This window comes from Acidithiobacillus sp. TH-A117, assembly GCF_057473465.1.
The window spans coordinates 67,397-89,243 of the sequence record NZ_JBYCKQ010000037.1; the positions used below are offsets into that span (position 1 = coordinate 67,397).

21 protein-coding genes and 1 tRNA gene are annotated in these 21,847 nt (G+C 56.6%); 15 read left to right on the forward strand and 7 right to left on the reverse strand.

Translation table 11 applies throughout. From position 1 onward, the window contains the following. Positions 1 to 3: 3 nt before the first annotated feature. The gene (locus AC2VLR_RS09150; RefSeq protein WP_024893627.1) at positions 4 to 618 is read right to left on the reverse strand and encodes a BMC domain-containing protein; all 615 of its coding nucleotides are present in this window, start codon (positions 616 to 618) and stop codon (positions 4 to 6) included. Positions 619 to 709: 91 nt separating this feature from the next. Here AC2VLR_RS09150 and AC2VLR_RS09155 point away from each other — a divergent pair, with 91 nt between their 5' ends. After that, positions 710 to 1,237 (forward strand): TlpA disulfide reductase family protein, encoded by a 528-nt coding sequence (locus tag AC2VLR_RS09155; protein ID WP_486881854.1) that lies wholly within the window; start codon positions 710 to 712, stop codon positions 1,235 to 1,237. Here AC2VLR_RS09155 and AC2VLR_RS09160 read toward each other — a convergent pair. After that, positions 1,217 to 1,594, reverse strand: coding sequence for a hypothetical protein (locus AC2VLR_RS09160; protein WP_486881855.1), 378 nt, complete (start codon positions 1,592 to 1,594; stop codon positions 1,217 to 1,219). The two genes, AC2VLR_RS09155 and AC2VLR_RS09160, sit on opposite strands and share 21 nt — an antisense overlap. A 233-nt stretch (positions 1,595 to 1,827) precedes the next feature. Between AC2VLR_RS09160 and AC2VLR_RS09165 the strand changes: the two genes are divergently transcribed. From AC2VLR_RS09165 to AC2VLR_RS09200, 8 genes are all read left to right on the forward strand, one after another. Further along, the gene (locus AC2VLR_RS09165; RefSeq protein WP_486881856.1) at positions 1,828 to 2,691 is read left to right on the forward strand and encodes a YicC/YloC family endoribonuclease; all 864 of its coding nucleotides are present in this window, start codon (positions 1,828 to 1,830) and stop codon (positions 2,689 to 2,691) included. Positions 2,692 to 2,697: 6 nt separating this feature from the next. Beyond that, positions 2,698 to 3,336 (forward strand): guanylate kinase, encoded by a 639-nt coding sequence (gene gmk / locus AC2VLR_RS09170; protein WP_486881857.1) that lies wholly within the window; start codon positions 2,698 to 2,700, stop codon positions 3,334 to 3,336. Positions 3,337 to 3,369: 33 nt separating this feature from the next. Further along, positions 3,370 to 3,645, forward strand: a complete 276-nt coding sequence (gene rpoZ / locus AC2VLR_RS09175; RefSeq protein WP_486881858.1) for a DNA-directed RNA polymerase subunit omega — start codon at positions 3,370 to 3,372, stop codon at positions 3,643 to 3,645. After that, positions 3,629 to 5,908: a RelA/SpoT family protein gene (locus tag AC2VLR_RS09180; protein ID WP_486881859.1), complete on the forward strand. Its 2,280-nt coding sequence runs from the start codon at positions 3,629 to 3,631 to the stop codon at positions 5,906 to 5,908. Before rpoZ ends, AC2VLR_RS09180 begins: the two co-directional genes overlap by 17 nt. A 14-nt stretch (positions 5,909 to 5,922) precedes the next feature. Continuing rightward, complete coding sequence (locus tag AC2VLR_RS09185; RefSeq protein ID WP_486881860.1) at positions 5,923 to 6,312, forward strand: Rid family detoxifying hydrolase; 390 nt, start codon at positions 5,923 to 5,925, stop codon at positions 6,310 to 6,312. Between the two features lies 1 nt (position 6,313). After that, positions 6,314 to 6,529, forward strand: coding sequence for a DUF1858 domain-containing protein (locus AC2VLR_RS09190; protein ID WP_215843891.1), 216 nt, complete (start codon positions 6,314 to 6,316; stop codon positions 6,527 to 6,529). Between the two features lie 4 nt (positions 6,530 to 6,533). Continuing rightward, positions 6,534 to 8,585, forward strand: a complete 2,052-nt coding sequence (gene recG / locus AC2VLR_RS09195) for an ATP-dependent DNA helicase RecG (protein ID WP_486881861.1) — start codon at positions 6,534 to 6,536, stop codon at positions 8,583 to 8,585. Positions 8,586 to 8,672: 87 nt separating this feature from the next. Continuing rightward, entirely contained in the window at positions 8,673 to 9,584 is a 912-nt protein-coding gene (locus AC2VLR_RS09200) for a L,D-transpeptidase family protein (RefSeq protein ID WP_486881862.1), read from the forward strand. Positions 9,585 to 9,610: 26 nt separating this feature from the next. Here the strand turns inward: AC2VLR_RS09200 and AC2VLR_RS09205 are convergent, their stop codons facing one another. The 4 genes from AC2VLR_RS09205 to AC2VLR_RS09220 all read right to left on the reverse strand — a co-directional run bounded on the left by AC2VLR_RS09205 (position 9,611) and on the right by AC2VLR_RS09220 (position 12,792). After that, complete coding sequence (locus AC2VLR_RS09205; protein WP_486881872.1) at positions 9,611 to 10,003, reverse strand: PIN domain-containing protein; 393 nt, start codon at positions 10,001 to 10,003, stop codon at positions 9,611 to 9,613. After that, positions 10,000 to 10,236, reverse strand: a complete 237-nt coding sequence (locus tag AC2VLR_RS09210; RefSeq protein WP_215843880.1) for an antitoxin — start codon at positions 10,234 to 10,236, stop codon at positions 10,000 to 10,002. Before AC2VLR_RS09210 ends, AC2VLR_RS09205 begins: the two co-directional genes overlap by 4 nt. A 175-nt stretch (positions 10,237 to 10,411) precedes the next feature. Next, on the reverse strand, positions 10,412 to 11,746 hold the full coding sequence (gene hemG, locus AC2VLR_RS09215) for a protoporphyrinogen oxidase (protein WP_486881863.1): 1,335 nt from the start codon (positions 11,744 to 11,746) through the stop codon (positions 10,412 to 10,414). 5 nt (positions 11,747 to 11,751) lie between these two features. Next, entirely contained in the window at positions 11,752 to 12,792 is a 1,041-nt protein-coding gene (locus AC2VLR_RS09220; RefSeq protein WP_486881864.1) for an AI-2E family transporter, read from the reverse strand. Positions 12,793 to 12,949: 157 nt separating this feature from the next. Here AC2VLR_RS09220 and AC2VLR_RS09225 point away from each other — a divergent pair, with 157 nt between their 5' ends. From AC2VLR_RS09225 to AC2VLR_RS09235, 3 genes are read left to right on the forward strand one after another with little or no spacing between them, the layout of a single operon-like run. Further along, positions 12,950 to 14,800 (forward strand): chloride channel protein, encoded by a 1,851-nt coding sequence (locus AC2VLR_RS09225; RefSeq protein ID WP_486881865.1) that lies wholly within the window; start codon positions 12,950 to 12,952, stop codon positions 14,798 to 14,800. A 28-nt stretch (positions 14,801 to 14,828) separates the two neighbouring features. After that, positions 14,829 to 16,247 carry a chloride channel protein gene (locus tag AC2VLR_RS09230; protein WP_486881866.1) on the forward strand — a complete coding sequence of 473 codons (1,419 nt, stop codon included), beginning with the start codon at positions 14,829 to 14,831 and terminating at the stop codon, positions 16,245 to 16,247. 13 nt (positions 16,248 to 16,260) lie between these two features. Then, positions 16,261 to 17,649: an MFS transporter gene (locus tag AC2VLR_RS09235; protein ID WP_486881867.1), complete on the forward strand. Its 1,389-nt coding sequence runs from the start codon at positions 16,261 to 16,263 to the stop codon at positions 17,647 to 17,649. A gap of 84 nt (positions 17,650 to 17,733) precedes the next feature. On the opposite strand, the gene AC2VLR_RS09240 is transcribed toward AC2VLR_RS09235, so the two are convergent. Continuing rightward, positions 17,734 to 19,056 (reverse strand): TolC family outer membrane protein, encoded by a 1,323-nt coding sequence (locus tag AC2VLR_RS09240; RefSeq protein WP_486881868.1) that lies wholly within the window; start codon positions 19,054 to 19,056, stop codon positions 17,734 to 17,736. Positions 19,057 to 19,223: 167 nt separating this feature from the next. Here AC2VLR_RS09240 and pabB point away from each other — a divergent pair, with 167 nt between their 5' ends. The 3 genes from pabB (at position 19,224) to AC2VLR_RS09255 (ending at position 21,796) form a co-directional block, all read left to right on the forward strand. Then, on the forward strand, positions 19,224 to 20,615 hold the full coding sequence (pabB, locus tag AC2VLR_RS09245) for an aminodeoxychorismate synthase component I (RefSeq protein WP_486881869.1): 1,392 nt from the start codon (positions 19,224 to 19,226) through the stop codon (positions 20,613 to 20,615). Between the two features lie 34 nt (positions 20,616 to 20,649). Further along, a complete protein-coding gene (locus tag AC2VLR_RS09250) occupies positions 20,650 to 21,633 on the forward strand; it encodes a lysylphosphatidylglycerol synthase transmembrane domain-containing protein (protein WP_486881870.1) in 984 nt (327 codons plus the stop codon). An 87-nt stretch (positions 21,634 to 21,720) separates the two neighbouring features. Beyond that, positions 21,721 to 21,796, forward strand: a tRNA-Thr gene (locus tag AC2VLR_RS09255). The last annotated feature ends 51 nt before the right edge of the window (positions 21,797 to 21,847 follow it).

A 21,847-nucleotide genomic window follows, 5' to 3' on the forward strand; every position in this document is an offset into this window, starting at 1 on the left:
GTATCACGTCCAGGAAGGGTTTTCCACCGCATGAATAGCAGCCGCAGCGGCTTCGTCCACATCGGCTTCCTTGCCAGCGATGGTCAGTCGTCCATAGGCACCCACCGCACGGACATCGACGAGAGTGATATTTGCGGCTTTTTCAGCCTGATTGGCGGCATAAATGACGTAACCCGCCGGATCCGTTTCGAGAATGAACATGCTTTGCTCAGGGAGAATCATAGAGCCACGTCGACCTTGGCGGTTTATGAGGACCGTATGATCCGGCATCATGCCACGAATGATTTCCTTCCAGGTGATTTTGCAGGCGGTACGATCCTGCTGACTGGCACCCATACGCTGCAAGACCACCCGGCCGGCTTCGCGCACATCGCTCTGATCACGATGATGGACAACCATGGCGCCGAATTCACGTTCGATGACTTGCTGGGAAAGGTGCACACGGGTGGCTTTCAGGGCAATGTCGGTGAGGCGGTGAATGGCCATGGCCGGAGACACTTCAATCCACAGGGCTGCATCGCCGGGGACCGGCAGAAAGCCTTGCGAAACCGAAGCCATATATGCGGCGAGTTGCGGCTGGAGGGAGTCGATATAGACGTAAGTACGAAGTTGAATCATGGGCCAGGGTTCGAATATAGTCGAATGATTATAGCGGGATTCGGCGCATCGCTCCAGTCTGTTTTGTGTGCATTGAGTAGAGGTAGATCTATTGGGAAAGCATCGTCTGCGCCGCTGGGCGCTGGATCTGGGGCTTATTGTCCTCGTGGTCGCCGGGGTCTACGCCTGGACCCAGTGGCGCGGAGAAAACCCCGGCACAACGCCAGCGACCTTGCCGGTACTGAGCTTGCAAAAACTGGATGGGCAGTGGGTACACTATCATCCCAAGGAGGATCAGGTGACCCTGATCAATTTCTGGGCCCCGGACTGTCCACCCTGTATTGCCGAAATTCCTGCATTGAACTGGCTGCAACAATGGTTTGGCGGCCCGGGGTTTACGGTGCTGGGCGTGGCCGTTGCCGGAAATACGCCCCGGGCCATTGCCGCAGCCCGGTCCCGCTTTGGCATGGCGTACCCCCTGTATGCCGACCAGGAGGGTGCGGCTGCGCAGATCCTTGGTGGCGTCACGCTGACGCCGACTTCCTTGCTCGTGAACGGTCAGGGACAGATTGTGGGCCGCTATGTGGGCGCCATTTCCCTGCCCGTGATTGTCGGCCAGTTACTCTGGATGTCTCGCTGAGGAGCGTGGCTGAGCATTGTCGGGTTGATGTGCCGAATAGCGGAGTGGGGCCAAGGCATAGCGTCTTGACGCAGCTTGGGACGACTCCAGAGGGCAGCTCGGGCGCCGGTGATACTGGGCGTAAAGCCGCTCCCAGTGCCGCCGGGTTTCGGCAGGTTTTTCCCGCGCCATGGCCAGCATGGCAAAACCATCATCATCCCAGCCGCAATCCGTCAAAACCATGTCCGGCCAGCGCTGCATGTACGCATCCCGCATCAGGCTTTTACCGAGTTCAGCCAGATCTTCAGCAACGCCCAGGCGAACAGCCCGATCTTTCCATTCATCCCATTCAAATAGCATTTCTTGCATGGCAACCATGTGGCACTCTCCCGTTGTGAATATATAGTGAAATCATACGCATCTTGATGGACTTCGGTGCGCTTTCGGGTGCAACACCTAAGGTATAGTCCAGAGCGGCAGGATCGTCAATAGATATGTTCATATGTCATTATATTATGTATTTGCGACAAGGCGCTACGGATGGCTGATATTGCCAGCTTATGCTAGTTTAAGTGTTCATTCTGGTGTTCTGTGGTGTTGGAGTAGTCCTGATGATTCGAAGCATGACGGGGTTTGCCCGCAGTGAAAGGCATGGCGACTGGGGAACCCTGGTTTGGGAGCTGCGGACGGTCAACCATCGCTATCTGGATATCAACTTGCGTTTGCCCGAAGGCTTTTCGGTACATGAGAGTGCCATCCGGGCGCGTCTGCAGAAATCCCTGCTGCGCGGTAGAGTGGATGTCTGGCTGCGTTTTCAGGAAGTCGAGGGTGGCGGATTGCGCCTCAACCGCGATCTGGCCGGACAACTGCAAACGGTATACGGCGAATTGTTGCAGAGCTGGAATCTGCACGATGCGACCTTTAATCCCCTGGAGGCTTTGCGCTGGCCGGGGCTGGTGCAAAGTGCCGGAACCGATAGCGCCATCCTCGAAGAGGAAATGCTGACCTTGCTGGACAGCACGCTTGCTGAATTGCAGATATCCCGGGAGCGGGAAGGTGCGGCTCTGGCCCAGATTCTGTTGAGTCGGGTGGAGGCGGTTGCCGAACAGACCCGGGCCTTGCGCGCCCATTTGCCGGAAATGGAAGCGGCCTTGCGCCAGCGTTTGCAGGCCCGGCTCGCGGATCTCGCCCTGCAGGTGGACCCGCAGCGCTGGGAACAGGAGATTTTGTTTTATTTGCAGCGCCAGGATACGGCAGAAGAGCTGGATCGTCTCGACACCCATCTGGCGGAGTTGCGGCGGATACTGGCGCGGCGCGAGGCCGTGGGGCGCCGCCTGGATTTTCTGATGCAGGAGCTGAATCGGGAAGCCAATACCCTGGCTTCCAAGGCCGCTGACAGTCAGGTGACTTTCGCCTCGGTGGAACTCAAAGTACTGATCGAACAAATGCGGGAGCAGGTGCAGAATGTGGAGTAAAAAATCATGACGGGTGGACCGGAACGCGGTATTCTGTGGATTATTTCGGCACCCAGCGGAGCAGGTAAAACCAGCTTGTCGCGGGCGTTGGTAGCAGCAACTGCACGGTTTAGGACCTCTGTTTCCTATACCACCCGGCCCGCGCGGCCCGGTGAAGTGGATGGTACGGATTATCACTTTGTCGAGATGGGGCAGTTTACCGAAATGGCTGAGCGCGGGGAGTTTCTGGAATATGCCCGGGTTCACGGTAATGGTTACGGGACCAGTGAACCCTGGGTCAAAAGCCAGTTGTTTGCGGGTGTGGATGTATTGCTGGAAATAGACTGGCAGGGCGCACGTCAGGTACGTGAACGTTTGCCGGGGCAGGCGGTCAGCATTTTCATACTGCCGCCCTCGCTGGCGGCTCTGGAAACCCGCTTGCGCGGCCGCGCTCAGGATTCGGAAGAGGTGATTGCCAGGCGGGTGGCCGCAGCGCGTGAGGAATTGCTGCACTATGACGAATTTGATTATCTGGTGGTGAATGACCAGTTTGACACGGCGCTGGCGGATTTGCGCAGTATTGTCCATGCTGAACATCTGCGCCTGGGTAGCCAGCAACACACCCAGCACCGGCGTCTGAAGGACCTATTGGGTATGAGTGATTAACGCAGTATTGACTGAAAAACAAGGTAAATAGCAATGGCAAGAGTAACTGTTGAAGATTGTCTGGAAAATGTCGCCAATCGTTTTGAACTGACCCTGGTCGCCGCGCGACGTGCCCGGCAGTTGGCATCGGGGGCGGTAGCTGGCGTAGAACCGGGACGTGACAAAAACACCGTGGTGGCCCTGCGGGAAGTGGCGGCAGGTTTGGTCACCCGCTCCATTCTGGACGAGCAGATGCCACCTCCGCTGCCCAATTTTCCGGGTGCGGCAGGTCGTGATCTGGCTGGAGCCGAGGATGCCGTCGGCGCCTGAAGCTGTGGATGCGGTTTCTGTCCCGGCACTGCCGCTGGCGGCCGGGGTAGGAGAAGTGTTGCGCCTGCCGCCGGTAAAGCCTGCTTTGGATGATCCCTGTGCGCCGCTGCGCGCGCTGTTGCAGCAGTACATGGCGCCGGAGGAGGTAGCCCGGGTCAGGGAAGCCTACGAGCTGGCCCTTGCCGCCCATGGGGAGCAGACCCGCCGCAGTGGTGAGCCCTATATTCATCATCCGGTGGCGGTGGCCTGCATTCTGGCAGAATTGCAACTGGATATATTTACCATCCAGGCCGCTTTGCTGCATGACGTCATAGAAGACTGCGAAATCAGCAAGGAAAGCCTGGCGGAACGCTTTGGCCCGGAAGTGGCGGAAATGGTCGATGGCGTCAGCAAGCTGGGCCAGGTCCGTTTTGAAACCCGGGAAGAAGCCCAGGCGGAAAATTTCCGCAAAATGTTCCTGGCCATGTCCCGGGACATCCGGGTCGTGCTTATCAAACTGGCCGATCGTCTCCACAACATGCGCACCATGGGAGTCATGACCCCGGAAAAACGGCGGCGGATTTCCCGGGAAACTCTCGATATTTATGCGCCCATTGCCCAGCGCCTGGGAATCCACGCGATTCGCATCGAGCTGGAAGAGCTGGCTTTTTCGCATCTGTATCCCAAGCGCTGGCATGCCCTCAACGAGGCAATCAAGGCGGCGCGAGGCAATCGCAAGGAAGCGGTCCAGAAAATCGAACAGGCCCTGCTGGACCGTTTGCATCAGGAAGGCTTTGAAGCCCAGGTCAGCGGTCGGGAAAAACATGTCTACAGTATCTACAGCAAGATGCAGAAAAAAGGCATGGCATTCAGTGCTATTCTCGATCTGCATGCGTTCCGGGTGATTGTGGCTGATGTGGATACCTGCTATCGGGTATTGGGGATCATTCACAGTCTGTATCGCCCCATTCCCGGGCGTTTCAAGGACTATATCGCCATTCCCAAATCCAACGGTTACCAGTCCCTGCACACGGTACTCCTGGGTCCTTTCGGGCATCCCGTCGAAGTGCAGATTCGTACTGAAGACATGCACCGGGTGGCGGAGGCCGGGGTGGCTGCCCACTGGCTGTACAAAACCGGTATGAACCATGCCCACGCCGAATCCCAGGCCCGGGCGTGGTTGCAACGGCTGTTGGAGCTGCAAACCCAGGGCGGTGATTCCCAGGAGTTTCTCGAAAGCGTGAAGCTCGATCTTTTTCCGGATGAGGTGTATGTATTTACCCCCAAAGGAAAAATTCTCAGTCTGCCGCGCGGGGCCACGGCGGTGGATTTTGCCTATGCCGTGCATACCGATATTGGCAATCAGGCCGTCGCGGCGCGGGTGAATGACATGTATGTTCCCCTGCGCAGCCTGCTGAGTAACGGTGACAAGGTGGACATTGTCACGGCGGCCTCTGCCCATCCCCAGCCCGGCTGGCTGGATGTGGTGGTCACCGCCAAGGCGCGGAGCAGCGTCCGCGCCTATCTCAAAACCATTCAGCGCGGCGATGCCGAAACTCTGGGTCGCAATCTCCTGGACAAGGCATTGCAAAGCCTGGGAGGAAATTATCAACAGACACAGCCTGCTGATTTACAGCGGGTGCTGGCTACTTTCAACGTCCAGGATGAAGGTCAGTTGCTGGCAGCCATCGGTATGGGCGAGGTGTTTCCGCTGGTAGTGGCTCATAAATTGCTGCCGGAAGAGGATGACCGGGGGCGGCTGGCGCAGACCGCGCGGCGATTGGGACAGGCGGTAAGCCAGCTGCTCCCCAGCCGTCTGAATCGCGAGGCAGTAGAGAAAAAGCCGCTGCTTATTCGCGGGACGGAAGGCATGCCCGTTACCCTGGCGCGCTGCTGCCGCCCCATCCCGGGCGATCCTATTCTGGGCTTCATAAGCGCCGGCAAAGGGGTGGTGGTGCATACTCACGACTGTCACAACATCCGTGAATGGCGCAAGCGGCGCGATCGCTGGGTGGATGTGCAGTGGGACCCCGAGGCCCACGGTGACTTCCCGGTGACCATCCGGGTCGTAGCTGAAAGTGCCCGGGGGGTGCTGGCGCGGATTGCGACCCTGATTTCCGATGAGGATTCCAACATCGATCATGTGGATATCGAGCCTCAGGATGGACTCTATACCGGAATCACCTTTACCATATTGGCCCATGACCGGGATCACCTGGCCAAAATCATGCGCAGTTTGCGGAGTTTGCCCATGGTATCCCGGGTGCAGCGGGTCAAAAACTAACCCAGGGAGAATTTATGCCAGTACCCGTACACAGTGATGCAGCACCCCAGGCCATCGGCGCCTACAGTCAGGCCATGACCCATAATGGCTTGCTTTACCTCTCGGGGCAGATTCCGCTGGATCCCCATACCGGGCAGATGGTGGAAGGGGATTTTTCCCTGCAGATCCGGCGGGTGCTGGATAATCTCCAGGCGGTATGTGTCGCTGCCGGGACGGAGTTGCAGCAGGCCATCAAATTGCAGGTTTTTTTGACGGACCTCAGTCACTTTACCGAGGTCAATCAGGCACTGGAGGCGGAATTTGCCCAGCCTTATCCGGCCCGGGCGGTAGTTCAGGTGGCCGCACTCCCCCGGGGTGCCCAGGTGGAAATTGATGGTATTGTCGCCCTGGGCAAGCCTGACTGAGATGGACCGCGCAGAATTGCTGGCTCAGCCCATGCGCGTGCTGCTGCAGGAACACCCGGTGCTGGTGACCCTGTTGGAAGAGCGCGGCATTCATTGTGGTGAATGCTTCATCGCCGATCGGGAAACCTTGGCGGGAGTGGCGCGCATGCATGGGGTGGATATGGACGAAATCCTCAACGCCTGGGCCCGGCGCGAGGCTCTGCCCCATAGCGACTGAGCAGGTGGCTGCTCCCACTCCCTTCTATCTGCAAAGTTCTGTTTCAGCCCTGCGCGGGGTGGGTCCGGCCCTGGTGCAGCGTCTGCAACGCATGGATATCTGGCGGGTGCAGGATGTGCTTTTCCACCTGCCCAGTCGTTATCAGGACCGCCGTCATCTTCTGCCCATGGGGTCCTTGCTGCCTGAGCAGGAGGGGGCGGTGCTGGGCGAAATCACTCAGGTCGAACATTTGCGCGGCCGCCGCGATCAATGGCTGGTGACCCTCAGTGATGGCACGGGACAGCTTCATATCCGTCTTTTTCATATGCTGGCCCCAATGCGTGCCCAATGGCAGCCGGGGCGACGCTTATGGTGTTTTGGGGAAACCCGGGTCGGCTACCAGGGCCTGGAAATGGTGCATCCGGAATGGCAGATGGCAGACCAGCCGCAGTTTCAGGCACCGACTCATCTGACCCCCTTTTATCCCAGTACCCAGGGCATTACCCAGGCACAGTGGCGGCGCTGGGTCGCCCAGGCCCTCACCCTGGTTGACCAGCTCCCCGATTATCTCGCGAAATATCTCGGACCGTCCTGGCCGGCGCTGGGCGAGGGTTTGCGGCTGTTGCATGAAAGTGCCGAAGAAGTACCCACCCCTGCCCATCCTGCCTGGCAGCGTCTGGCGCTGGAAGAACTGCTCGCCAATCATCTGGCCATTCGTGCCAGTCGGGTGGGGAGTGATGCCGCCGGGGCACCGGTCATTGCCGGAAACGGGACTTTATGGCGGCGTTTTCTGCAGCAGTTGCCTTTTAAGCCCACCGCAGCCCAGGAACGGGTGATTGCCGAAATCAACGACAATCTGGCCCAGGTCCGGCCCATGCGCCGCTTGCTGCAAGGCGATGTAGGGTCGGGCAAAACTCTGGTGGCGGCAGCCGCCGCGTTGACTGCCGTGGAACAGCAGTTTCAGGTAGCCCTCATGGCGCCGACGGAAATTCTCGCGGAACAGCTTTCCACCCGTTTTACGACCTGGCTGGCTCCCCTGGGTATCGAAGTGGGTTATCTGGTGGGAGGGTTGGGCCAGAAAGCCCGGCGTTTGCTGCTGGAAGCTGTCCGGGAGCAGCGGACGCAGATTATTGTCGGCACCCAGGCGCTGTTTCAGGAGGATGTGCAGTTTGCCCGTCTGGGTCTGGTGATCATTGATGAGCAACACCGCTTTGGCGTGGACCAGCGCCGCCAGTTGCTGGAAAAAGGACAGATTCCGCACTTGCTGGTGATGACGGCGACGCCCATCCCGCGCACTTTGGCGATGACGGTTCATGCGGATCTGGATGTGTCGGTGATTGATGCCTTGCCACCCGGCCGTAGTCCGGTGGAAACCCTGGTGATGGCCGATTCCCGGCGCGGGGAATTGATGGCCCGGATGCGCCACCGTCTGGCCGATGGTGAGCAGATATACTGGGTCTGTCCCCTCATTGAAGAGTCGGAAATATTGGCATTGCAGGCTGCTGAAACCAGCTATGCCGACTTGCAGGCAGCCTTGCCGGAAATTCCCATGAGTTTGATTCATGGCCGTCTGCCCGCCGCAGAAAAAGCGCAGGTGATGGCGGATTTTCAAACAGGCAAAACCCGGATTCTGGTGGCCACTACGGTGATTGAAGTCGGGGTAGATGTTCCCAATGCCAGTCTGATGGTCATTGAACATGCCGAACGCATGGGGCTCGCCCAGTTGCACCAGTTGCGCGGCAGGGTAGGGCGCGGGGAGCGGCAAAGCAGTTGTATTTTAATGTATCATCCGCCTTTGGGAGCCAAGGCCCGGGCGCGTCTGCAGGTGTTGCGCGACAGCCGGGATGGTTTTGTCATTGCTCGCAAGGATCTGGAGTTGCGCGGGCCGGGGGAATATCTGGGTACCCGGCAGACCGGGTTGTTGCAGATGCGGGTGGCCGATATGCTGCGCGACGAGGCCCTTTTGGCTGAGTTGCCGACCCTGGCCGAACAGCTGGAGCGCCATGATCCCGAAGCGATGCAGGCCCTGATCCAGCGCTGGGTCGGGCAGCGGCTGGATTACAGTCAGGTCGGGTAGAAAAATCTGTCTGATGATCATGGCCTTCTGGCCGGATTCTCAGGTATATTATGAAAATCTGAAAACGAAAAACCAAGGAAGCCGTATATGGGTGCTGTGAGAAAAGGGTGGTTGCTGCTGGTTGTTTTCGCGCTGTGGAGTCTGGCGGGATGTGCTCCGCAGATTTCCGCGCCACCCGTCCGTTCTGTGGCCTACTATGCGGCGCAAATCCACCCACCAGTCGTGGCTCCGGTTGCTCCGGTCGTATCGCCGGCTATTTCTGCCGCAACCCCGGCACAACCCGTCCGAATTGTGGTTTCTACGACCTCTCATCTGCTCCGGATTTATCGGGGCGATATCCTGCTGGCGACTTATCCTGTGGCCATCGGTTTCAATGGTTCTGCACCCCGCCGCATTCGCGGGGATGATGTGACGCCGGTGGGGCATTACCATATCGGCTGGATTTTATACGGCACCCAGTATGGCCCTTTCATGGGGCTGACTTACCCTAACAAAGACAATGCGGAATGGGGCCTGAAAGAAGGGATTATTACCCATCGTCAGTATGAAGCCATTGTGGACGCCATCGACGCCGGCCAGACCCCCCCCCAGAATACCCCACTGGGTGGTGAAATCGGGATTCATGGCATGGGTCCGCAATTTTCCGATGATCCCGACAGCAAAGTATTTCCGGGGCGCTGGACAGCAGGTTGTGTGGCCCTGTCCAACTGGAATGCCCAGCAGGTCGCCGCACTGGTGCAAGTCGGGACCCCGGTGGAAATTGTCGGCGAGGTCAGGGGCTATCGCCGTAATCTGGATCCGAAAGCAGAACTGGCCTGGACCAAATATCAGCACCGCCACACTGGTGCTACGGATAAATTATCTCCCAATACCAGAAGGGGTGCGTTGAGTCCGGTAAAATATGGGCAGAACCCGGAGCCTCAAAAACCGGGCAGTCCAAATAAGGAAACGGATATGGATGCGTTATTGACCAAATTGGGGAAGGCTGGAAAACCTTAAATCGTGGTGAAAACTCCGCTCCATTATTATGTTACCCAATTCTCGACGACCAGCCCTGCCCCGGTATAGAGATCGAAATCCGTCGTGTTGTTTGTCACCAGGGTAACGCCTAGCGATACAGCATGTGCGGCAATCATACGGTCAAAGCTGCTTTTTCTGTCTGGAAACTGCCGGGAGAGTGTACCGAAAATATCCGCTGCATCCACGTCAAAATCCTTAATGATCAGCCGGCTTAAGAGTGTGGACATTTCGATCCGGCTGTTATGGACGTCCATGCCACAGCACAATTCCGCCCAGGTGATCGAACTGATCCCTATTTCACCGGGCCTGCAGGCCGCGAACCGTTGGATAACGGATGCGGGTTGTTCCTTCATGAGGTAGATACAAATATTGGTGTCCAGCAAGTAGCGCAGAATCACCAAGATCTTTCCGTCTCGACAAACTCCGGGCGCTCGCCGGTGTGCTGCGGGCGCAGTGCAGCGAACAGTGCCGGAAGTGATTCAAGTGAATCTTCTTCAGGTTCTACGATGATCCTGTTTCCTTCCCGTATTACGACCAACCTGGTCTGTTTCGGGAAGGCCATACTCACAGGGATGCGGACGGCAGGTGAATTGCCTGCCATGAACTGGCTGGTATGAAAGACTTTGCGCATGACGCCACCTCCAATGTAATAACTAAACGTTATCACTAGGGTGCGGCAGACGCAATGGCCGATATGACAGGTATTTTTGAATGGTGTCGTGCCTAAGATAGGTTGGTTTTGATTTTTCTGACAATTTTATGACCAGGAGATGTATTGCCTCTTGCTTCAGAGTTGGGGCTCATACTCAGCCCTGATGAACAATCTGCTGGCTGAGTTGCCGGGCGGCTTCCATGCAGTCGCCCAGGGCGACACCATCCCGCCAGTTGGCGCGGAAGTACAAGCCGGGAAGCTGCTCAGTCATCCGGGCGATGCACTCCAGGCGGGCGAGATGGCCCAGCTCATATTGGGGAATGGCTTCCGGCCAGTTTTGGCAGCGGCTGAAGCTGGGTTCACCCTCTATACCTAAAATAGGCCGTATTTCCTGCAGCACCGTCTGGAGCAGATCGTCATCGCTGCGCCCGGCCAGGGGATTTTGGCTGCCGCCGATGAAGGCCGTCAGCAGCACCTGATCCGCCGGGGCGCGATTCGGGAAGAGGGTGGAGGAAAACAGGACGCCCAGGGTTTGCAGGCCCAGAATGCGGGGGATCAGCAGACCGAAACCATCCAGGGCATGTTTTACCCTGCTGCGCGGAAAGCCCAGGGATAGGGTGCTGACGGTAGGATAGGGGATGGCTGCCAGTTCTTTGGCCAGGTCCGGGTGCAGGGTTTTCAGCAAATCAGCGGCTTTGGGGGCGGGGAGGGCCAGAATGATTTTGGCGCTGCGCCAGCTTTGCCGGGCGCTGTGTACTTCCCAGCTGCCGTCGGCGTGTTGTTCCAGGCGGTCAACTGGCGTCTGGCAATGAATGGGTCCGTGCAACTGCTCTGCCATGCGCAGGGGTAGGGTCTGCAAACCTTGACGGAAAGAAATCAGACGCGCTTTGCTTGGTGTTGGTTTTTTCCGGCCTGCAAGGGCGGCTTTGAATAATGCGCCGTGTTCCTGTTCCATGCGCTGTAGTCGCGGAAGTGAGGCGGCTAAAGCCAGTTTTTGCGGATCTCCGGCAAACACCCCGGAAACAAAGGGATCGACCAGCCAGGTGAGCACTTCGGGACCCAGGCGTCGCCGCACAAAATCGGCAATACTTTCTTCTTCGGTACCCTGCTTCCGGCGCCGGAAGGGTTCGCTGAGTAGACGCAGGCGGCCGTGCAGTGAGAGTAGTTTTCCACTGAACAGGACACCCGGTCCGAGGGGCACCAGCTGCTGATGGCGGTTGAGAATATAGCGTCTTTTGGCCACGGCGTTGGCCTCTACCAGCTCAGCATCCAGTTGCAGAGACTGAATGAGTTCCGGGACGACCTGACCTTTGAGCATCAGCGAATTTGGTCCGAGATCACGCAGGAAACCTTCTTCCTGGCGACTTTGAATATTCCCGCCAAGCATCGGTCCGGCTTCCAGCACGCGTGCGGATACCCCCTGCTGCTGCAAAAAATAGGCGCTGGCGAGACCGGAAAGTCCTCCGCCGATAATGATGACTGCGTCCAAGAAGTTTACTCCCTGCCCAGATAATAGGGGCTTTGCAAATACCAGCTCTGGAAATGCCGTAATAGGGCTACCAGTACGGCGGTGACGGGCAAAGCGAGCAGGAGACCGATAAAACCGAATAATTCTCCTCCAGCCATGACCGCAAAAATTACCGCTACCGGATGCAGACCGATACGGTCCCCGACCAGATAAGGGGTAAAGACCATGCTTTCCAGAATCTGACCGATGAAAAATACCAGTAAAACCCACAGGACCGACAGAAGAGTGCCCGTTTGCACATACATGGCCAAACTCGCCATTAGCACGCCGCTGATGACGCCGAGATAGGGGACAAAACTCAGGATACCCGCTATCAGGCCGATGAGAATGGCGGTTTTGAGACCGATAATGCTGAGCCCCAGGGCGTAGCTGCAGCCCAGCGCCAACATGACCAGCAGTTGTCCGCGCAAAAAGGCCATGAGCATGGCATCGGCATCCCGGCTCAAGCGCCGTACCAGATCCGCTTGATTTTGCGGAATCCATTGATCAATACGCGCCAGCAATCGCGGCCAGTCCCGTAACAGATAAAACCCGAGCACCGGCACCAGAATGATGCTTAACGCACCGGTCAGTAGTCCTGATCCGGAGCTCAGCGCCACTTGCAGTCCATGTCCGAGCCAGGTAGCCAGTTTCTGGGCATTGCTGGTGGCGTAATGGGAAATGGTCCCGCTATCCAGTTGAATACCGGTTTCTGCGGCAAGCTGGGGGATCAGGCGACTTTGCAGCAGGCTGGTATATTTTTGCAGATAGTCGACAAAAAGCAGGGATTGATGGCGGATCACCGGCAGCAGGGCCATGATGGTGCCCGTAACTACCAGCAGAACAATGAGAAACACCAGTGTGGTGCCCCAGGTGCGGCCGATGCGGTGGCGCTGTAAATAGCTGACCAGCGGGTTGCCCAGATAGGCGAGAATAGCGGCCAGCAAAAACGGGGTCAGTACAGGGGAGAGACGAATGGTCAGCCAGCCCAGCAGGATCAGGGTAGCCAGAAAAAAAAAGCGTTGCATGGGCGAGCGAACACTCCGTCGTGTTTAGGCATTGATTGGCAGAATAGCTCAGACGAGCCGGGTTCGGCTATGGTTTCCGGATGGTTCAAGCAAATCGGTTTGTTTGAAATTCAAGGATGGTGTACCGTCAAGCCAAAATCATTTTCAAGAGTTTGTAATGCCCGAAACTAACCCAAATTCATCTGAAGCTTTGTCCCATGTCATTGAAAGAGAAGTCGGCGGCTGGCAGGGCAAGCTGCGCCGCAATCCATTATTTCATTTGTTGCTGGCTTTTTTTGTCGGGATTATTGCCGGACTGGGAGCGGTGGCTTTTCGTCGCCTCATCGGTTTGATGCATAACCTTTTTTTCTTCGGTCAGTGGTCTTTTTCCTTTAATGCCCTGCAACATTCCGCTGCCAGCGTCTGGGGTGCCGGGATTATTCTGGCGCCGATCATCGGCGGTTTGATGGTGGTCTGGATGGTGCGCACTTTTGCTCCTGAAGCCAAGGGGCATGGTGTTCCGGAAGTCATGGATGCCATTTACTACAAGCGCGGAGTGATTCGTCCAGCGGTGGTGCTCATCAAGGCGCTGGCTTCCTCCATTACCATCGGCAGTGGCGGGTCCGTAGGTCGGGAAGGCCCTATCATACAGATGGGCGCGGCCTTTGGATCGAGTCTTTCCCAATGGTTGCGGCTCCTTGAATGGCAGCGTCTGGGTCTGATTGCAGCGGGTGCGGGTGCCGGGATTGCCGCCACCTTCAATACCCCCGTGGGTGGTATCCTCTTTGCCGTAGAGCTGATGCTGGTAGAAGTCAGTGCCCGCACGCTGGTACCGGTCATGATTGCCACCGGAACAGCCACTTTTGTGTCGCGCCTGTTTCTGGGGAATCATCCTTCATTTGTGATTCCTGCCAGTATTATTGCCAGTACCGCTCATGAAACAGCTGCAGATTATGCGGCGTATATTGTTTTTGGCTTGCTGGTGGGCGGGGTGGGTCTGCTTTTTACCAACTCCCTGTACTGGACTGAGGACCTGCTGGAAAAATGGCTTAAAAATGCTTACCTACGCGCTGTTATTGGGATGGCCGCCGTAGGCTTGACCATGTATCTGATCCAGCGCTTCACCGGTCATTATTTTGTGGAAGGCGTGGGATATGCCACTGTCCAGAATGTGCTGGAAAGCACGCTGCAGAACCCTGGTTTTCTGCTGTTATTGCTGGTCCTGAAGGTGTTTTCCTTTTCAGTGACCCTGGGTTCAGGGGGTTCGGGGGGGGTGTTTTCGCCTTCGCTCTTTGTCGGCGCGGTGTTCGGGGGTGCCTTTGCTGCGTTGGTCACGCATTGGATCCCGGGGTATCAAATGGGCATGGCGGTGGGTGCCGCCCTGGGCATGGCGGGGATGGTGGGTGCTTCTACGGGGGCCGCAGTGACCGGTGCGGTCATGATTTTTGAGATGACCAATGATTATCACATCATCATCCCTCTGATCGTGGTGTCCGGCCTGGCATTCGGGGTGCGCAGACTGGTGACCCGGGAGAGTATTTACACCCGTAAACTGATCCGGCGCGGGCACTTCATTCCTGAAGCCCGGCACAGTAACCTTTATCTCATGCGTCCGGCAGCCCAACTCATCGAAACCCCCATGGTTCGTCTGCGTGGTGAACGTACCCTGGATGATTTGCAGAAGATTCTCCTGCATCGCCGGGAACTCCCCCATGTGCTCATCATTGAAGGGACGATGCCGTTGGCGGTGATTCCAGCCCATCGGGTGGCAGAAATTTTGCGTCGGGAAATCCGCGCGGTGCCCTTGCGGGATCTGGCCAGTACCGACTGGGTGGCGGTGAGAGAAGACAGTCAGCTCTACGATCTGGTAGCGCGACTGCGGGCCTGCGCCTGCGAAACCGCGCTGCTCTGCAAACAGGATCCCCCGGAACATCATGAGGATGTGGTGGCGGTAGTCACCGTCGAGGATATTCTCAGTTATGCCTCTTTGCCCCAGGTACTATTGCGTCCGGAGCGGAGCCCGCTATGAATAGCGCCGGGTGGTTGCAGGTTTGCCAATGAAGTGGTCCTTGGCAGCTCTGCGACACGCCTTGCACCGGGAGTTGTCACCTGCCGAGGAGGGGCCCGGGCTCATCATTCTGGGGATTTTTGTCGGGCTTTTCACTGGCGCGGGCGCCCTGCTTTTTCACTATTTGATTGCCTTGCTGCACAATCTTTTTTTTCAGGGGCGCTGGAGTTTTTACTATAATGCGCATCTGCCCTCGGTGCCTGCGGCCTGGGGGCCCTGGATGATTCTGGTACCCGTATTAGGCGCCTTGCTGGTGACCATTCTGGTGCAAAGGGTGGCTGCAGAGGTGGAGGGCGCTGGAGTCAGTCAGGTGATGGATGCCGTTCATACGGACGGGGGGCGAATGCGGCCCATTGTGGCGCTGTTGCGTCCGATAGCTACGGCCCTGACCCTGGGATCAGGCGGCTCGGCCGGGCGGGAAGGGCCTGCGATGCAGTTTGGTGCGGCCATTGGTGCCTTCATGGGTCACCTGTTACCCATGTCGGACAAACGCCGCATTCATCTGGTAGGTTGCGGGGTTGGTGCGGGTATTGCGGCGGTATTCAATGCTCCCCTGGGCGGCTGGTTTTTCGCCATGGAGGTAATTGTCCCTGATTGGCGGCCGTGGACGGTGTTGTCCACTCTGGTGGCCACGGTTTCTGCCACCTGGATTACGGAAACGGGATTGGGTAATTTTCATCTCTTGGCTTATGTGCCTACCAAAGCGCTTTCCGGCAGTCTTACTCTACCGATATTTGCGCTTCTGGGTATTCTGACCGGAATAATGAGCTTTCTGTTTATTCAGATGCTGACCTGGACCGGGCAAATCAGCAAACAATATCTTCCCAATCCCTATTTACGGCACATGAGTGGCATGTTGCTGGTAGGTATGATGCTTTATGGATTATTTGTATTTACCGGCCATTATTATCTGATTGGAGGCAGTTATTTTGCCATATCGGAGATATTGACCGGGCAATTGCATCTACTTGGTTTTTTGATTCTGTTGCTGCTGATGAAAGGGGTCGCCACCAGTCTGACCATTGGCACCGGAGGTTCGGGAGGAATATTTTCTCCTTCACTGTTTATCGGTGCAGCCATTGGCGCTGGCGCAGGATATCTGGCGGACGCTCTGCTGGGCTGGCATGGTAGTGTGCCGCTTTTTGCCATGTGTGGCATGGCGGGGATGGTGGGGGCCACTACCGGGGCCTTGATCAGTGCCCCGGTGATGGTGGTGGAGCTCACCAATAATTACCATATTTTATTGCCCGCTATGGTCACAGCGCTGACCGCTTTCGCGCTCCGTCGGGTCTTTCTGGAGCAGAGTATTTATACCTATCCACTCTTCAAAAAAGGGTTGGATATTCCTGAAAATCATTATGTTGTGCAGGAAAAATTACATACGGACGATGCGTCCGGAAAACCGTAAACAAGGAGTGAAGATGAAAAATCCTGAAGCCGCATTGAATCAAAAGGAGCGTCGTGCCGTATTTTCCCTGGCCGGTATATTTGGCCTGCGTCTGCTGGGTCTGTTTCTGGTGCTGCCGGTGTTTTCCGTCTATGCCCACGGGCTCAGCGGGGCTATGGATCATCCGGTTCTGATTGGTATTGCGCTGGGTGCCTATGGTCTGACCCAGGCATTTTTTCAGATTCCCTTTGGCAAGCTTTCTGACAAGTGGGGACGCAAGCCGGTCATTGCCGTAGGCTTGCTGATTTTTGCCATTGGCAGTGCCATTGCCGCAACGGCGACCAGCATCGAATGGTTGCTGATTGGTCGTATTGTCCAGGGAGCGGGTGCGGTGGCAGCAGCCATTATCGCCCTGACGGCTGATCTGGTGCGGGAGGAACGCTGGACCAAGGCGATGGCCATCATCGGGATTACCATTGGCATCAGTTTCAGTATCTCCCTGATTCTTTCTGCCCCTCTGGCCCACTGGATTGGAGTCAGTGGCATATTCTGGCTGACGGCGGTACTGTCTCTCGCTGCTATCGGCGTACTCTATCTAGTCATTCCCGCCGTTCCTACCCGTTTTCATCGCGATGCAGAAATGAGCCCGGCCATGCTTGGGGACGTATTGCGTGACCCCAGTTTGTTGCGTCTGGATTTCGGGATTTTTTCCCTGCACACCGGATTGACCGCCATATTCGTGGTCCTGCCCCTGGTACTGATTGATCCCCGGCATCCATTATTGAGTCTGAGTGACCAATGGATGCTCTACCTGCCCGTCATGTTGCTTTCATTTGTGGCCATGTTGCCCATGATCATCGTTGGTGAGGCCAAGCGGAAACTCAAGGAAGTCTTTATCATCGCCATTGCGATCTTGCTGGTTTCGGTCATTCTCATGGCGCTGTCGGCCCATAATATCTGGTTGATTGCCTTGGCACTTTTCCTGTTTTTTATGGGCTTCAATGTGTTGGAAGCCAGTCTGCCCTCCCTGGTGGCGAAGTTCTGCCATCCCGGTGCCAAGGGAACCGCCACAGGGGTGTACACTACGTCCGAGTTTCTCGGAGCTTTTTGTGGGGGATTGCTGGGCGGTCTGCTCTATATTCCCGGAGCACGCAATTACAGCGATATTTTCTGGGCGGTAGCCATCATTTATGCCCTCTGGCTGATCGTGGCCCTCACCATGCAACGCCCACGTTATCTGGCGACCCGGGTGTTTACCCTGACCGAAGCCGCTGTGCGCCAGAGTAATCTGGAAAAGCGCTTGCTGGAGCTGCCAGGTATTGCCGAGGTGGCGATATTCAAGGACGAAGGCGCGGTCTACTGTAAAGTCGACAGCAAGGTTTATGACGAGCAGGCGGTGATGGGGGTGCTGACGGGAGCCTAAGTTTTAAGCGGGTTTGCTGTCTGCTCTTTCAGTCGGGCTGATGGAAGTGGCAGGCGCTACCCCGCCGGTAACAGCCTGGGAAAATCAGGCGGTTTTTTTCAACAGGGCATTGATGGCTTCAAGGTCCGCCATGTTGATTTGTCCGGAAGCAGCCTTGAGCTGGACTCTGGCAATGACCTGATTATAAAAGGCGACGTTGTAATCCTGTTCGGCGCGCACATAGTCTGTGGCGGTGTGCAGCAGGTCGATGATGGAACGGGTGCCGACTTCATAGCCCTTGCGGGTACCTTCCAGGGATATTTTGGCAGAATCAGCGGTTTCCCTGGCTGCCTTGAGTTGGGCCACGCTGTTTTTCAGGTTGAGAAAAGCGGTTTGGGTGTTCAGGGTCACTTCATCACGAACATTGGCCACATGATCGACGCTGGCCACGGTTTGCGCCTGGGCTTTTTGTACGGATGAGGAAATGCCCCCGCCTTCATACAGGGGAACGGAAAGGTTCAAGCTCACTCCCGCCTGATTGATGACTAAGCCTGGAAAGGGATTACCCAGTTCGTGTTGGGCGGCTCCTTGCAGGTTGACCACTGGCCAACGTGCCCGCTGTTGATATTGCACCTGTTGCTGGGCGGTATGCAGCTGGGCCTGCGCCTGATGCATCAGGGGCTGATCCTGAATGGCACTTTGCACCCAGCTCTGCATGTCATCGGGTTGCGGACCCAGTGCCTGATAATGGCCGAGGGGTTCCAGTGCTTCGACCGGGGAGTGGGTCAGCCTTTGCAATTGTTTTTTCGCCACAGCGACACCGTTGCCGGCCTTGATGACGTCGGCCTCGGCGGCATCTACCCGGGCCTTGGCCTCGCGCACGGCAATGATGTCACCCGTGCCGATTTTTAGAGTGGCTTCGGTTTGTTTATAGATGCTTTCCAGCAGGGACTTCTGTTTTTTTGCCACCTGTTCCTGGGCCTGCGCCTCCAGTACGCCGAAATAGGCTTTGGCTACCTGCAGAGCGAGTTGCTGTTCGGTGTAAGTCAGCGCGGCGGCACTGGCCTGGATGCGGCTGTCCGCCTGCTTCAGGGCGGTCCAGGCCTGACCGTTGAATACCGACTGGGTGATATTGACGCTGTAACTGTCTGAAAGATAGGCGCGGTTAATGGATATATCGCCAAAACCGGTGATGTCGGCGGTGTTGAAGCCAACCGATGCGCCGACGCCGACATGGGGTAAGAGGGCCGCACGAGCGAGGGGTTTATCCTGCATTTGTGCGCTGAGTTCGGCGCGGGCCTGAGCCAGAACCGGGTCGGTATGGTAAGCCTGTTGGTAGGCGTCAATCAGATTCTCCGCCCAGGCAGGGCTGCTGCTCAATAGACAGGTGGCAACAAGCAAAGACGAGGCAGAATATTTGGTGCGCATGACCGATTCCTGTTCCTGAGCAGACACCAGACAATACCGACCGATCGGTCGGCGGTCAAGAGAGATCATCGTCTGATCATTGCTTATGGACACTGGAGGACTTGGGCAAAGTGCTCAGCATCCCCTATGCTACGACGTGATAATGGCTCAGGATCATGGGTAAACTGATGACAATCTCTCCTCCGCTATGTGTGGATGTGGCGTATCCAGATGATCTTGCGGCCGTTTTTGCGGGCCTGGCGGAAACTTCCTGGTCGCAGTGGCTCGACAGCAGTATCCAGACACCGGGGCAGGGGCGTTACAGTATTCTGGTGACGGAGCCCCGTCGGCGAATTTGGCAGCATCGTGGTCAAGTCTGGGTAGCTGAAGGAAAGGGCGAGGCGCAAGCCGCGTCCGTTTCTTTATGGGAAGTGCTGCGCGAGGCACTCGAAGCGCTGGCGGTGGACGCAGAACACCCCTGCCCGGATCTGCCCTTTGCCGGTGGCGTGCTGGGTTATCTGGGTTATGATTTTGCCCTGTCAGAGTGGGGGCTGGAAATTCCGGAAGAGACAATTTGGCCGGAAGCGGCCTTTGGCGTTTATGACAGTGCCTTAATTGTCGATCATCTGTTGCAACGTGCCTGGGTGCTGGCTCCAGCAGCGCAAATGCCCGGTGTACGCATCCAATGGGAGTCGCGTTTGTCAGCGGCCGAAGAAGCCGCGTCTATACCGGATTTTCGGGTGCAGGGGCCAGTGCAGGCACAGTGGTCTGCGGCGCAATATAGGGCTGCCTTTCAGCGGGTAGAAGCCTATATTCAGGCGGGAGATTGTTATCAGATTAACTTGGCGCAGCCATTTACAGCAGCTTATAGCGGTTCATCCTGGTATTTGTATCAGCATTTACGCGCCATGAATCCCGCCGCATTTTCCGCTTATCTGCACTTTCCCTGGGGATCCGTCCTGAGTTTTTCACCGGAGCGTTTGCTGCAGGTAGAGCATGGGCACATGCAGGTGCGTCCCATCAAAGGCACGCGTCCCCGTGCGACGGATGCTTTGCAGGATGCGCAATTTGCTGCCGAACTGTTGGACAGCGCCAAGGACCGTGCGGAAAATGTGATGATTGTGGATTTGTTGCGCAACGATCTGGGAAAGGTGGCAGAAATCGGTTCTGTTCGGGTGTCCCAGCTCTGTGGCCTGGAATCCAATGCGCAGGTGCATCATCTGGTGAGTGTCGTCGAAGCGCAATTGCGTATGAGTCTGGATCCGTTGCAGGCATTGGCGGCCTGTTTTCCGGGCGGTTCCATTACCGGGGCACCGAAACGCCGGGCCATGGAAATCATCGCTGAACTGGAGCCGGCTACGCGTGGTCTTTATTGCGGGAGCATCGGTTATATCGACCGAACGGGGAAAATGGATATGAATATTGCTATTCGTACCATAACAATGAGCCAGGGCGAGCTGTGTTTCTGGGCGGGTGGGGGGATTGTGGCTGATTCCCGGGTGGATGCGGAATATCAGGAGAGTCTCGACAAGGTGGCATTGTTTCTTCGAGAACTTGCAGCGCTTGCCGGTCTCGCATAGAGTCCGCCGCTGAGATCATATTTTAAAGACAGGCATGTCCCGAAAAAAACTCCACACCCGTTGGCAACTGCTGCTGCAAATTGTTTTTACTGTAGGCGTCCTGTTCTGGCTTTTGCACCAGACCAACTGGCAGGCCCTCAGCCAGCGTTTTGCCGAAATACGTCCATGGTGGTTTGTGGCGGCCATGGCTTCCTATGCCTTGAATTTGTCAGTATCGGTTATTCGCTGGCGCATTATTTTGCAGGCGATGGAACGCACTGCGCCGATGCTCTGGTTACTGCGCCTTAACTGGGTAGGCGCTTATTTTAATCAGGTATTACCAGGCGCTGTTTCTGGGGATGTGATTCGCGCCTGGTACACCCGCCATCAGGCCGGGTCAATGCCACTGGCGCTGGCGGCGGTGTTCGGGGATCGCTTCATGGGCATGGGCGCGTTGATTGTGATTGCCGCGCTGGCTTATGTGGCCGGCGGCTCGCGGGTGGGATTGCTCCCCCAGATGGGTTGGACCATTGGCATTTTGCTGCTGGCTTACGTGCTGATTGTCATTCTTATTTTAAGCCCGTTTCTTAATTTTCTCGAAAAAATATCCGGTAAGCTGGGAAGTAAACTACACGATATTCGCCTGGGAATGGGAGCCTTGCTGCGCCATCGCCTGGCTTTGGGTGCCACCATTTTTTTGTCATTCGTGATTCAGTGTATATCCATTCTGACGTTCTGGATCATGGCCCATGCCTTGGGTGAAGCACCGGATGCGGTCGCACTCTGGGTGGTCTGGCCAGTGATCAGTCTGTTTCTGGCCCTGCCTATTTCCTTTGCCGGTTGGGGGCTGCGCGAAGGTTTGATGGTGTTTTATCTGGGATATTTGCACATGGGCCACGATCAGGCCCTAGCCTTGTCCCTGCTGCTGGGCTTTAATATGATACTGACCAGCCTGCCGGGTGCTTTGCTATGGATTGGCCTGCACCGTCACCACGAGGCACCTCCGGATCTGCAATCGCGAACCGAAGAGAATGCGTGAGAAACTTCTCAAACGCTATATTCAGTGCGTTGCCACTAGATGCCGCATCGCGATATAATTATTAGGATAACTTTTTGCAGGTCCCAAGCTGGCGTAGCTCAGTCGGTAGAGCTACTGATTTGTAATCAGTGGGTCATCGGTTCGATTCCGGTCGCCAGCACCATAAAATACAGGAACTTAGGAATGCTCTCCAGGGTGTCTATTTCATGCTGTC